11 protein-coding genes are annotated in these 12,816 nt (G+C 62.1%); 8 read left to right on the top strand and 3 right to left on the bottom strand.

Features of this window, described 5'->3' with window-relative positions:
- The first annotated feature begins 18 nt into the window (after positions 1 to 18).
- Complete coding sequence (locus ACOOE1_RS08135) at positions 19 to 1,263, top strand: tetratricopeptide repeat protein (protein ID WP_420405842.1); 1,245 nt, start codon at positions 19 to 21, stop codon at positions 1,261 to 1,263.
- Between the two features lie 56 nt (positions 1,264 to 1,319).
- Here ACOOE1_RS08135 and ACOOE1_RS08130 read toward each other — a convergent pair whose 3' ends face one another.
- Complete coding sequence (locus ACOOE1_RS08130; protein WP_420405841.1) at positions 1,320 to 2,255, bottom strand: LysR family transcriptional regulator; 936 nt, start codon at positions 2,253 to 2,255, stop codon at positions 1,320 to 1,322.
- A 112-nt stretch (positions 2,256 to 2,367) separates the two neighbouring features.
- Between ACOOE1_RS08130 and ACOOE1_RS08125 the strand changes: the two genes are divergently transcribed.
- The 5 genes from ACOOE1_RS08125 (at position 2,368) to ACOOE1_RS08105 (ending at position 7,256) form a co-directional block, all read left to right on the top strand.
- The gene (locus tag ACOOE1_RS08125) at positions 2,368 to 3,609 is read left to right on the top strand and encodes a urate hydroxylase PuuD (RefSeq protein ID WP_420405840.1); all 1,242 of its coding nucleotides are present in this window, start codon (positions 2,368 to 2,370) and stop codon (positions 3,607 to 3,609) included.
- A 1-nt stretch (position 3,610) separates the two neighbouring features.
- The gene (guaD, locus tag ACOOE1_RS08120; protein WP_420405839.1) at positions 3,611 to 4,924 is read left to right on the top strand and encodes a guanine deaminase; all 1,314 of its coding nucleotides are present in this window, start codon (positions 3,611 to 3,613) and stop codon (positions 4,922 to 4,924) included.
- A 140-nt stretch (positions 4,925 to 5,064) separates the two neighbouring features.
- Entirely contained in the window at positions 5,065 to 5,265 is a 201-nt protein-coding gene (locus ACOOE1_RS08115) for a hypothetical protein (protein ID WP_420405838.1), read from the top strand.
- Positions 5,266 to 5,305: 40 nt separating this feature from the next.
- Entirely contained in the window at positions 5,306 to 6,070 is a 765-nt protein-coding gene (locus ACOOE1_RS08110) for a DUF6065 family protein (RefSeq protein WP_420405837.1), read from the top strand.
- A 109-nt stretch (positions 6,071 to 6,179) separates the two neighbouring features.
- A complete protein-coding gene (locus ACOOE1_RS08105) occupies positions 6,180 to 7,256 on the top strand; it encodes a hypothetical protein (RefSeq protein WP_420405836.1) in 1,077 nt (358 codons plus the stop codon).
- Between the two features lie 28 nt (positions 7,257 to 7,284).
- Here ACOOE1_RS08105 and ACOOE1_RS08100 read toward each other — a convergent pair whose 3' ends face one another.
- Together ACOOE1_RS08100 and ACOOE1_RS08095 are read right to left on the bottom strand one after the other, a co-directional pair.
- A complete protein-coding gene (locus ACOOE1_RS08100) occupies positions 7,285 to 8,229 on the bottom strand; it encodes a hypothetical protein (protein WP_420405835.1) in 945 nt (314 codons plus the stop codon).
- 218 nt (positions 8,230 to 8,447) lie between these two features.
- Positions 8,448 to 10,106, bottom strand: a complete 1,659-nt coding sequence (locus ACOOE1_RS08095) for a thiamine pyrophosphate-binding protein (RefSeq protein ID WP_420405834.1) — start codon at positions 10,104 to 10,106, stop codon at positions 8,448 to 8,450.
- A gap of 184 nt (positions 10,107 to 10,290) precedes the next feature.
- Between ACOOE1_RS08095 and tcuA the strand changes: the two genes are divergently transcribed.
- Positions 10,291 to 11,712 carry an FAD-dependent tricarballylate dehydrogenase TcuA gene (gene tcuA, locus ACOOE1_RS08090; RefSeq protein WP_420405833.1) on the top strand — a complete coding sequence of 474 codons (1,422 nt, stop codon included), beginning with the start codon at positions 10,291 to 10,293 and terminating at the stop codon, positions 11,710 to 11,712.
- Positions 11,702 to 12,784 carry a tricarballylate utilization 4Fe-4S protein TcuB gene (gene tcuB / locus ACOOE1_RS08085; protein ID WP_420405832.1) on the top strand — a complete coding sequence of 361 codons (1,083 nt, stop codon included), beginning with the start codon at positions 11,702 to 11,704 and terminating at the stop codon, positions 12,782 to 12,784. Before tcuA ends, tcuB begins: the two co-directional genes overlap by 11 nt.
- Positions 12,785 to 12,816 lie beyond the last annotated feature (32 nt).

The raw sequence follows: 12,816 nt of genomic DNA, 5'->3' as shown, positions 1-12,816 counted from the left end.
GGAGGCTACAATCCTCGCATGATCCGTAAATTGCTCATCACTGCATGTTTAGTTCTTGCCTCGGTGCAACTCGCTGCAGCGCAGAACTTTTATCGTGGCGTCGAGGCTTACAAACGCGGGGACTTTGCAGCAACTCTACGGGAAATGCTGCCGCTGGCAGAGCGAGGGGATCTAAGAGCCCAGTTGGTCGTCGGGGCAATGTATGATCAAGGCAAAGGTGTTGAGCAGAACCATGTCGAGGCAGCTCGTTGGTTCCGCAGGTCGGCCGAGCAAGGAAACGCCAAGGCACAATTGAGCCTTGGGGGCCTATATATTAAAGGCACAGGTGTTTCACAGGATTTTGCTGAGGCCGTGAAGTGGTTCCGCATGGCGGCAGAACAGGGAGATTCTGACGCGCAAGTCAGCCTCGGGCACTTGTACGCGCGCGGCAATGGGGTTTCGGAAGACTACGTAGAGGCGGCAAAGTGGTTCCAAAAAGCAGCTGAGCAAGGAAACGTGAGTGCGCAGTACGCGCTTGGTCTCGCATATAATCATGGCGCCGGGATTCAGCAGGATTTTGGTGAGGCGGCGAAGTGGTTACGTATGGCAGCAGAGCAGGGGAATGCAGATGCCCAGTTCGAACTCGCAGCTCTGTACAATGGCGGAAAAGGCGTTCCGAAAGATGATGGAGAGGCGGCAAAATGGAACCTAATGGCCGCTGAGCAAGGGCTTGCAAGTGCTCAATTCATTCATGGGCTGAGGCTTCTAGAGGGCAAGGGCGTTCGGCAGGACGCCAGAGAAGCCGTTAGATGGTTTAAACTGGCTGCAGAGCGAGGCGACGCTGACGCTCAGACCAAACTGGGCGTAGCGTATGCACGCGGTATCGGTGTTCCGCAGGATTATGAAGAGGCCACAAAATGGCTTCGCAGAGGGGCCGAGCAAGGCAATGCTGACGCCCAAGCTGACCTTGGAGTCTCTTATTTTCATGGAAATGGCGTGCCGAAGAATTTTGGAGAGGCCATGAAATGGGCGCGGTTGGCTGCGGAGCAGGGAGATGCCAAAGCTCAGTTTATGGTCGGACTTTTCTACTATAACGGCCAAGGTGTTCCGCAAGACTTTGTAGGCGCACATATGTGGCTGGAACTCGCTGAGGCAAAAGGGTTTGATCAGGCGAACAAAGCCCGCGAATCTGTCGCTGGCCACATGACAGCTACCGAGATTTCGACCGCTAAACAGCTTGCACGTGAGTGCCTTGTTCGGAAATACACGGAGTGTGAGCGGTAGCGCCGAAAACCTGAATTCGGAGGTTGCTTTCAAACACGCGGCATTCAAATCCGGACCTAGGCTGCAGGCGCCTCAATTCCCTTCATCATCCCCTCGACCCGTGCCTTGCATTTCTTGATCATGAAGTCGACGAAGAGGCGGATCTTCGGGTCGAGCAGGCGGCGGTGGGGATAGAGGCAGGCGAGCGCCACGGGCGGCGGCGGGGTCTTCACCAGGACCGGCACTAGCGCGCCGCTGCGGATATGGCTCGCGACCTCGAAATACGGCTTGTTGACGATGCCGCGCCCGGCCAGCGCCCATTCGGTCAGGACGTCGCCCTCGTCGGCGTCGTAGGGGCCGCGGACATTGAAGCGGGTCGGGCCGTTCTCGGTGTCCAGCGTCCAGTAGTATTCCTGCGTGCCCGGGAAGCGCAGCAGCAGGCAGCGGTGGCCGTTCTCGACCAGGTCCTCCGGCCTCTCCGGCGTGCCGAAATGGTCGAGATAGACCGGCGCGGCGCAGAGCACGCGCGGGCAGTCCATGATCTTGCGCGCCTTCAGGCTCGAATCCTCCGGCGTGCCGAGCACGATGGCGACATCGACCCGCTCGTCGAAGATGTCGACCTTGCGGTCGGAGAGCCGGAGCTGGATTGCGAGGTCCGGGTAGAGGTCGTTGAATTCCGGCACCAGCGGCGCCACCACCCGGCGGGCGAGGCCGAGCGGGGAGAGCACCCGGATTGAGCCGCGCGGATGTTGCGAGTAGTCCGCGACCGCCGCCTCGGCCGTGTCCAACGCCTCGATGATCTCTTTGGCGTGGTCGTAGAACAGCCGCCCGACCTCGGTCGGTGCGATCTTCCGCGTGGTCCGGTTGAAGAGCCGGATGCCGAGGCGGTTTTCAAGCTCCCGTATACGATTGCTTGCCACAGCCGGAGTCAGGCGAAGGTCCCGTCCGCCCGCGGTAATGCTGCCGAGTTCGACCGTACGCACGAAGACCCGGATGCTGTCGAGATAGGGCATGGCCGCCTCTGATTTTCAAAAATTCCTATAAAGTAAAGCGGAGATATCGCGCTTTTGGAAGCGCCGCGGATTTGCCAGAGTGGCCTGGTGCCACGCTGCGGGGGATGTGCGAATGCTTGAGCTGTTGCCGAATTCGGCCATCATCTGGGACTGGGCGTCGTTCGCCGCGCGCTGGCTGCACGTCATCACGGCCATCGCCTGGATCGGCTCGTCGTTCTATTTCATCGCTCTCGACCTTGGCCTGCGCAAGGCGGCGAGCCTGCCGGAAGGCGCCCATGGCGAGGAATGGCAGGTGCATGGCGGCGGCTTCTACCACATCCAGAAATACCTGGTGGCCCCGGCGGCACTGCCCGAGCATCTGACCTGGTTCAAGTGGGAGAGCTACTGGACCTGGATGTCCGGTTTCGCACTGATGTGTATCCTCTATTACGGCCATGCCGATCTCTACCTGATCGACCGCGCGGTCTGGGATGTCGAGAACTGGATCGCCATCGCGGCCTCGATCGGCTCGCTCGCGCTCGGATGGACGGTCTACACGCTCGCGTGCCGCTCACCGCTGGCAAAGAACCCGACGTTGCTGATGGTGTTGCTCTACGTCGCGCTGGTGGCGCTCGCTTGGGGCTTTGCGCAGATCTTCACCGGGCGCGCCGCCTTCCTGCATCTCGGTGCGATCACCGCGACCATCATGTCGGCAAACGTCTTCATGGTGATCATCCCGAATCAGAAGATCGTCGTCGCGGACCTCAAGGCGGGCCGGACCCCGGATGCGAAATACGGCGCCATTGCCAAGCTGCGCTCGACGCACAACAACTACCTGACCCTGCCGGTCCTGTTCCTGATGCTCTCCAACCACTACCCGCTCGCCTTCGCGACCGAGTACAACTGGATCATCGCCAGCCTGGTCTTCCTGATGGGCGTCACCATCCGGCATTTCTTCAATTCCATGCATGCCCGCAAGGGGCAGCCCTGGTGGACCTGGGGGCTGACCGTCGCGCTCTTCCTCGCCATTGTCTGGCTCTCGACGGCGGGACCGAGGCCGCAGCCCGAAGAGGCGGCGGAAGCGGCGACAAGCCCGGCGGCGGTGCAATTCGCCTCCTCGGAGCATTTCGAGGAAGTGACCTACGCGGTGATGGGGCGTTGCTCCATGTGCCATGCCGCGGAGCCGGCCTGGGAGGGTATCGCGACGGCGCCGAAAGGTGTGTTGCTGGAGACCGAAGCGCAGATCGCGGCCCATGCGCGCGAGATCTATCTTCAGGCCGGATTGAGCCACGCGATGCCGCCCGCGAATGTCTCCTATATGGAACCGGCAGAACGACAGCTTGTCGTGGCCTGGTACGAGAGCGCGGTGCAGTGAGATGACAGGAACCATCCTGCGGGGGCGGGTCCTCAGCTTCCGCTCCGAGCCGACGCATTACGACGACACGGACAGCTTCCTCTATATCGAGGACGGCGCAGTTCAGATCGCGGACGGAAGAATCGTGTCCGTCGGAACCTTCGATCCGCGCGCGGCGGAGGAGGTTGCGGCTGTCATAGACCATCGCCCGCACCTGATCGTACCGGGTTTCATCGACACCCACGCTCATTTTCCGCAGATGCAGGTCATCGCCTCCTGGGGCGCGACCCTGCTCGACTGGCTGGAGAAATACACCTTCCCGGAGGAAACCCGCTTCTCCGACCCGGAACACGCGGCCCATATCGCCGGCCATTTCCTCGATACGCTCGCGGCGCATGGCACCACGAGTGCGGCGGTCTACTGCACCGTGCATCCGCAATCCGCGGAAGCCTTTTTCACCGAGGCGGAGCGGCGGAACATGGCCATGATCGCCGGCAAGGTGATGATGGACCGGAACGCACCGGACGGTCTTCTCGATACGCCCGAGAGATCCTACGATGACAGCAAGGCGCTGATCGCAAAATGGCACGGCAAGGGGCGGGCGCTCTATGCCATCACTCCGCGCTTCGCCATCACCTCGACGCCGGAGCAACTCGAGATAGCCGAGACGCTGGTGCGCGAGCATCCGGACTGCTACCTGCAGACCCATCTCTCCGAAAACAAGGCGGAGATCGAGCTTACGCGCCAGCTCTACCCCGGCGCGCGGGATTATTTCGATGTCTATGAGAGCTTCGGGCTGTTGGGCCGGAAGAGCCTCTTTGGCCATGCCATCCACCTGACCGAGCGGGAACAGAAGCGGATGGCGGAAACGGATTCCGTCGCGGTCTTCTGCCCGACCTCAAATCTGTTCCTTGGCAGCGGTCTCTATGACGAGGCGGGACTGCGCGCCGATGGCGTGAGGAGGGCGATCGCGACCGACGTCGGCGGCGGCACCAATTACTCAATGCTCCGCACGCTGGACGAGGGCTACAAGGTGTTGGCGCTCCGGGGCCAGCGCATGGATCCGCTGCACAGCTTCTACTGGGCGACGCTGGGCAATGCGCACGCGCTCTCGCTCGAGGACCGGATCGGCACGCTTGAGGAGGGCACGGACGCGGATATCGCTGTGCTGGACAGCCGGGCGACGCCCGTCATGGCGCTGCGCATGGAACGGGTGGAGCGTCTGCAGGAGGAACTTTTCCTGCTGCAGACGCTCGGCGACGACCGCGCGGTTGTCGAAACCTATGTGGCGGGCGCGCCGGTGAAGTCTGCTGCGTTGGCGTCGCTAAAATCTTAAGTATTGTTTGAGAAAAAATTTCCCTCGAAAGGTCGAGTTTTCCGTTTTCGGTGTGAATCCGATCGGTTAAGGTTAATGTGCTGCTGAAATGCAGCGTAAAGTTGTGGTTTATCTTCGATATGAAACAGGGAGTATCAAGAATGAAAACTCAAAAAATTAAATTTTATCTTTCGAATTCTGCCAAAAACAATGACGAAACCTCGGCCAAACCGCGCGTGCAGTTCGGCTCGGGCCTGATCGCCCCGCGGATGCTGAAGCATGTCCGCTCCCAGCCCAAAGTTCAGTTCGGCTCGGGCCTGATCGCGCCGCGGATGCTGAAGCACGTTAGTGCCTCGCGCTAATCCGATCACCTAATGCCGGCGTCGGCTGGATAGAGCCCGAATGCAGAAAATCGTTGAGTTTTTTCGCGCCTGTCCAGCCGCGCTTGCCCCGCTGAAAGCCGATCCGTCGGCTCTTGGCACCTTGCCGACGGTCGCGTTCCAGTATTGCGAGGCTGTCCGGATTGCCTCTTCATATGGCTGGTATGTCTTTCCGCCTGCCGACATCGTACTGCGCTGGGATGGCAATGACGTCTTCTATGCCGCTGACGACGAGTGGATCGAACTGAAGGCCATCCATCTGGACCAGGAGTCGGTCGAATACTGGGACAGGCATGCTCCGGAGGATATGAGAGGGTACGCGCCGCCGTTCCTGTCCCATCTTCTCATTCCCGGCGTGGTGCAGATCTGGTCAGGATTTTTCGTTCAGACGGCACCTGGCTGGAGCCTGGTCATTCGCGATCCGGCCAATTTTCCGCAAAGCAAGAGTTTTCGGTGCTTTGACGGCGTGGTCGAGACCGACAGCTTCGCGCCATGTCCGCTCTTCATGAACATTCAGCTCACGGCCACCGACCGGGAAATCGTGATCCCGCGCGACAAGCCGCTCTTCCAGGTGCTTCCCGTTCTTCGGGAATGCTATCAGGACGCGGCGTTGCGGGATCATCCGATCATCGAGTTCGACACCGGAGACAAGGGGAGTTCCCAGATAACAGCGGCTCATTGGGACGGCATCCGCTCCACGTTGAGACGGACGGACGCCGCTGATGCCGTGTCCAGATCCGGAACATATGGCGCGCAGGTCCGGCGCAGGGCCAAGCGTGAAGACTAATACCGGGAGCGCCGATACAGGTGGCGAACCGGATGAATCCAGAACAATGGGAGGTTCCGGGAAAGGCAATGCGTCCGCCGTGAGGCGGGCCTTTCTCGGGGCATGTCTTGTGTCGTCGATCGGGTCGTTCGGCGCGCACCTCGTTCCGCTTACGATCGCGGCGGCGATCGCGGGGGCGGGCATGTCTGTCCCGGCAGCGGGGTGGATCGCGACGGCTCTGCTTTGCGGACAATTGGCGACCACGCTGCTGTTGCCAATCGTCGGTGTCCGCTCCATCGGCCGCAAGGCTGCGACCGTCAGTATTGGAATGCTGCTGCTCTCTCTCGTTCTAGCTGGCAGTGACGCGGACGCCGCAATGATCTCCGGATGGTTCTTCGTCGGAGTTTTCTCCGGTGTTCTGCACTTTCTCGGGACTGTCGAGGCGGCCCATTCGGACGACCCGGTCGCGGCTTTTTCGTTGCGCCTCAGCCTGGTTCTTGTCCTGGTGGCCGCGCTCATCGCTATAGTCCAGTGGATCGAAGCAGGTTCCGACTACCAGTTCTATCTCGGTTGTTTCGGTGGTTTTTCGCTCGTCATCGCGGTCTTGGGCCTGCTCCAGTTCAGACCCCGTGCGGTGGTTTCAGCCGGTGCGGAAACAAAAGGCGAGACGGTTAAGATCGCGGCTTTCGGCGGATTGGCTGTGCTCTGGCTGTTCTTTGTCGGTCAGACCGGACTGCTTGGTTACGTCCTAGTCGGCGCCTCTCGCCAAGGTCTCGGTCTTGTGGACGCGGCCTGGGCATTCGCGGCGGTTAAGATTACAGCGGCACTCGGCCTGGCTGTGCTGAACCGACGGAAATTTCCGGGAAATGAACAGGTTCCGTTTCTTGCGCTCGGGATCGCCCTGGCAGGCGGGGGCTACGCAATGACCGTATCCACCAGCACGGCAGGCTTCTTCGTGATGTTCGCGATTTTCGAGATCTGTTTCAATTCCGTCGCCGCCCGGCTGCAGGGGGCGGTGTCGAAGCTGGCAGCCGCGGTTTCGGGAAGATGGATCGCCGCAACCGCCCTCTTGGGCGCTGCGGTGGGACCACCGATCCACGGTTATGCGCTCGGGCTCGGAGCGGAGGCCTTGTTTCAGGTATTTGCGGCATGCAGCGCCCTGCTCCCGGCGCTCTGGTGCGGTATCGCGATCGCGCGACTTCGGTGAACTCCCGCCTCCGCGATCCCGGACCGTTCTAGGAAAACACGTTCTGGTAGGCAGCGAGAATATCGAGCTGCCGCTGGTCGGTGAGCGGTCGGCTGTTTTCGATTTTCCAGAGCTGGATCGCCCAGTTCTGCCCGTCGAACTCGACGATGTGAACGGTCGACAGCACCATATGGTCCCTCGACTTGAGCGGGATGCGGTGAATGGAGAAGGAGCAACTGCGGCAGTCCGTATTGCCCGGCCCGGCCTCCCAGATCAGCCTGGGGGCAGGCGGCATGTAGGGTTCGTCGGTCTTCAGGCCGGATCCGATGTGCCGGGCGGTCTGGATCGAAAGCTCGGACTTGGAGCGGAAGCTGTACCGGCAATAATTGAACTCGTCCTCCACCAGGCCGGCGAGTGCTTCGCCGGTCGTCTTGTCATTGATCGCCCGTATGACCTGGTTGATCGGAGCCGATTTCACGACGGATGACGGCTGAAGGTAGAAAAGCCGCGGAAGGCAGGTATTGCAGTCGCGCTCGAAACTGCTGACCCAGTCCTCCGGCAGGGAGGAGGCGATCCGGCGTGCCAGCTTGAGCGACGGCGTCCAGCCCGGTTCCATGATCCGGTGCACCTGGCTCGGAGAGGTTTCTGCGGTCAGGGCGAGCTTGTAGGGAGAGAGGCCGTTCTCGACGATCCAGCGCCGCGCCATCTCCGTGATCTTGAATATCTCGAATTCGATCGTGTCGAGCGATTGCGATACGGAGCCGACGGTGGTCCCGGTCGAATGCGGCCGCGCTTCTTCCTGGAACGCGTAGGGACTGTTCTGGTCTTCCTTCAGATCCTCGAATGCGTGGCTAAGTGCCTGTATTGCTTCGGAATGCGCTTTCACATCCGCAATATCGGCTTGTCCCTCCGAGTATTGTCCGGAGCGGTTCTCATTCACATTGGCCTCCAGGGTCAGGGCCATTCCGGAACCGGAGAACGTGTCGGTGCTCATTTTCTCACCTCTACGCCGGCAGAAAGCTCGACTGCCGGCACTCACCTCTTCTGAGGGTCGGTTGGATCCGCAGCACAAACTCTGCTGGCAGCAGTTTACCCAGCCCGCGTGCGTCGATCAATCTTGGCGAAAGTGCGTGAATCTATATGCGCGCTCTGCGGGAGCGGATGGACGAGGCCTGTAGTACCGATCTTCTTCGTTTCTTCGATCACTTTCGGCTATTTCGGGTGCGCGCGCTGCATGAGCGGCGAGAGGATCTGATCCGAGACATGGAAGTCCCAGATTGCCGGGCCATCCGACGCTTCGAATTGGCGTACGAGCTCCGGCAGCATTTTCAGATCGCTCACTGTCTCGCCCTGCACGCCGAAGCCACGGGCGATGGCGGCGAAATCGGGCCGGCCGAAGACCGCGCCTTTGTCGGACAGGCCCTCCGAGCGGAGCTTGTGGATTTCCGAGCCGTAGGCCCCGTCGTTCATGACACAGATCAGCACCTTCATGCCGTGCCGTTTCATGGTCTCCAGTTCCTGGATATGCATCAGCAGGCTACCGTCACCGTCGAACATGACGACCGGCTTGCCCGGCTTTGCCGCCGCGACGCCCAGAGCGAAGGAGGTGCCGTTGCCGATCGCTCCGAACTCGCGGATGGTAAGGAAATTCTCGACCGGGCGGTCCGGCATCTGGGCGAAGAAATAGGAGCAGTGGCCGGAGGAGTTCACGGCCTCCCAGTCTCTTGGCAGCGCCGCGTCGAGGGCCGTGGCGACATCGCGCGGATCGAGCAGCCCCTGTTCCCGGGCGTGAATGGAGCCGTCCGCGGGTGAGGTCCGGATCCGGTTCGCCAGCGCGGCGCTGCGCCAGCTTGGGGCCGTCCCGTCACGCGGACCGAGCGCCGCGACGAGGGCGCGCACGCTCATGCCGGCATCGCCGCGCAGATGGCGGTGGGCGGTGATCCGGCCCTGGGTCAGGGTGGTGGGCGCGGTGTCGATGCGCAGGACCTCGGCATTCGGATAGAGCTTGCCGGCGTCCGAATTGTGATTGGCCAGACTGGCGCCGACCGCGATGACCATGTCGGCGTCCTGGAAGCATTCGCGCGTCACATCGCTGGAGAAGCCGCCGGCGATGCTGAGATTGAACGGATCGTCGCGGAACAGTCCGCGTGCGGGCAAGGTGGTGGCGAGCAGCCCGCCGCAGCGCTCCGCCAGGGCCCGGCAGGCTTCCGCCGCACCTTCCGAACGCAGAGCGCCGAGGCCGGCCATCACGATGACCTTGCGCTTTTCCGCGATGACCGCCGCCAAGTCGGTCACGTCCTCCGGATGCGGCGGCATCGGCCGCATCTTCGGCAGCACCGCGCGGGATGGCGCAGGGAGCTTGCTGTCCCCCTTCCAGTCGAGGTTTTGCAGATCGAACGGGACCCCGAGCACGACAGGCCGCAATTCCTCCTGCGCCTGAACGAAGGCGTCGCGGACCTGCCGCAACATGCGGTCCGGATGATGCAGCGCATGATAGGCTGCGCCGCAGGCCTTCGCGAAGGGGGCCTGCTCCAGTTCCTGGTTGTACCAGTGGTTCTTCAGCGGGGATTCGCCGGCGAAGAGGACCAGAGGGATATGCGCGCGCACCGCGGCGGGCAAGGCGGTCATCACCTGGGTCAGGCCGGGACCGCAGGTGACCGTGGCGACGCCGATCGCGTTCTTCGCCCTTGCGTAAGCCATCGCCGCCGCGACGGCGCAATGCTCATGGCGTACATAGACGAAATCGCAGCCGAGCCCGGCCATAGCCGTCGCCCAATTCATGTTGGCGTCGCCGAGCAGCGCGAAGCAGGTTTCCACCTGTTCCTGATGAAAGGCTTCTGCCAGGATCTCGAAGGTTTTTTTTGCCGACATGACGCGCGCTCCCTTGGGCCGACCGGTTTGCGAAGTATGGTGCGGCAGCCGCCCGGCCGGTGCAAAACCCGTTTGTTTTCGTGGTTTGACGACACGGTATTCAATTGTATACAATTTAGTCAAGAAGGCTGCGAATGGCGGCAATTCGAAACCGCCAAGCGGTCCGTTGCGAGGAGAGAATACCTTGTCAGCCTTAGCCGAAAAGGTGTTGGACGTCGTCGTGGTCGGCGGCGGGAACGCGGCTTTGTGCGCGGCCATCGAGGCTGCGGAAGCAGGCCGCAGCGTGGTCATTCTGGAGGGTGCGCCGAAAGCCTATCGCGGCGGCAATTCGCGCCACACGCGGAATTTCCGCTGCATGCACAGGGAGCCACTCTCGGTGCTGACGGACAGTTACGAGGAAGACGAATATTTCGACGATCTGATCCGGGTGACCAAGGGCAATACGGACGAGGAACTTGCGCGACTGGCGATCCGCACCTCGGAAGAATGCCTGCCCTGGATGGAGGCGCATGGTGTCCGCTTCCAGCCGTCGCTTTCGGGGACGCTTTCGCTCGGGCGGACCAATGCCTTCTTCCTCGGCGGAGGCAAGGCACTGGTGAATGCCTACTACAACACGGCCTCCGATCTCGGCATCGAGGTCGTCTACGAGTCGCAGGTCACCCATGTCGAGATCGAGGACGGCCGTTTCAACGCGGTTGAGGTCGAGATCTCCGGTGGCGCGAAACAGCGCATCGAAGGCCGCACCGTGGTGCTCGCTTCCGGCGGGTTTCAGGGTGATATCGACTGGCTGGCCCGGGCCTGGGGGCCGGCGGCACGGAACTTCCTGATTCGTGGCACGCCCTACAATCGGGGCGTGGTGCTGAAGGATATGCTGGACCAGGGCGCGGACAGCGTCGGGGACCCGACCCAGTGCCATGCAGTCGCGATCGACGGGCGGGCGCCCAAGTTCGACGGTGGCATTGTAACCCGGCTCGATTGCGTGCCGTTCTCCGTCGTCGTGAACAAGCACGGCGAGCGCTTCTACGACGAGGGCGAGGATGTCTGGCCCAAGCGCTACGCGATCTGGGGTCGCCTCGTCGCGGCGCAGCCGGACCAGGTGGCCTATTCGATCATCGACAGCAAGAGTGCCAATCTCTTCATGCCGTCGGTCTTCCCGGCGGTTGAGGCGGGTTCGCTCGAGGGACTGGCGGAGAAGATGGGACTTCCGGCCGACAAGCTGCGCCAGACGGTCGACGCCTTCAACGCTGGTTGCCGTGACGGGGCCTTCCATCCGACAGAACTCGACGGCCTCGCGACGGAAGGGGTGGAACCGCAGAAGACGAACTGGGCCCGTCCGATCAGCGAGCCCCCGTTCTACGGCTATTCGCTCCGGCCCGGCGTCACCTTTACTTATCTCGGCCTCAAGGTAGACGGGACGGCGCGGGTCACCATGGGCGGGCGCAAACTCGAAAATGTCTGGGCCGCGGGAGAGATCATGGCGGGTAGCATTCTCGGCGAGGGTTATCTCGCCGGTTTCGGCATGACCATCGGAACCGTTTTCGGTCGCATCGCCGGGCAGGAAGCCGCGAAAGGTGCGGTCCTGGGGGAGAATTCCCATGCCGCTTGACCAGACCCGGACGGAGCCGTCCACGACCGAAGAGGCGCGGCGCCAGATCGAGATCTGCAATGCCTGCCGCTATTGCGAAGGCTATTGCTCGGTCTTCCCGGCGATCACCCTCCAGCGCAGTTTCAGCGACGGGGACATCACCCAGCTTGCCAATCTCTGCCACAATTGCCGCGGCTGCTACTACGCCTGCCAGTATACCGAGCCGCATGAATTTGCGATCAATCTGCCGAAGATACTTGCCGAGGCGCGTGCCGAGAGCTGGGAGCGTTTCGCCTGGCCGGGCGCGTTCGCCGGATTGTTCCAGCGCAGCGGAGTGGCCGTGGCGGTGGCACTGGCGGCCGGCTTTGCTCTGCTTTTCTGGGCAGGGCAGGTGTTCCGGCCGGAAAGCGGCGCGGGTTTCTATGCCTTCCTGTCGCACTCGGTCATGGTTGCGATCTTCACCCCGGCCTTCCTGCTGCCTCTGCTCGCCATCGCGCTCGGCCTCCGGGCCTATTGGCGCGAGATCGGCGGCGGACCGGTCAGGCTCGCGCATCTGAAGCGGGCTTTCTCGGAGGCGGCGAAGCTGAAGGATCTCTCCGGCGGCGCGGCCGGCGGCTGCAATTTCGAGAAGGAAGACCGCTACACAAATGTCCGGCGTTGGCACCATCAGGCGGTGATGTACGGCTTCCTGCTCTGCTTCGCCTCCACGACGTCTGCGACGGTGCTGCATTATGTCTTCGACATGCCGGCACCTTACGGCCTGTTCTCGCTGCCGAAACTGCTCGGGATTCCGGGCGGTCTGCTGCTCACCCTTGGTGGACTCGGTATGGCGGTGCTGAAAACGCGGGGGGAAAAGGGCCTAGGCGCCCCCGCGCTCTGGGGCGGGGAGATGGCTTTCGTGCTGCTGCTGTCCTTCACCGGCGCGAGTGGCCTTGCGCTCTATGCCGCAACAGGGATGGCGCTTGTCGGCTGGCTGCTGCCGCTTCATCTGGGTGCGGTGCTCGCCTTCTTCCTGACCGCACCCTACACCAAGATGGTGCATGGCTTCTTCCGGATGGCGGCGCTGGTCCGGAATGCGCAAGTGCAGGAGTAAAAGGGAAGAGCCGCGCCCGAGAGCGCAACTCC

It is taken from the genome of Nisaea sp. (genome assembly GCF_965216895.1).
Taxonomy (GTDB): Bacteria; Pseudomonadota; Alphaproteobacteria; order Thalassobaculales; family Thalassobaculaceae; genus Nisaea.
Note: the sequence above shows the minus strand (reverse complement) of the source record. Positions and strands in the feature narration are given on the sequence as shown.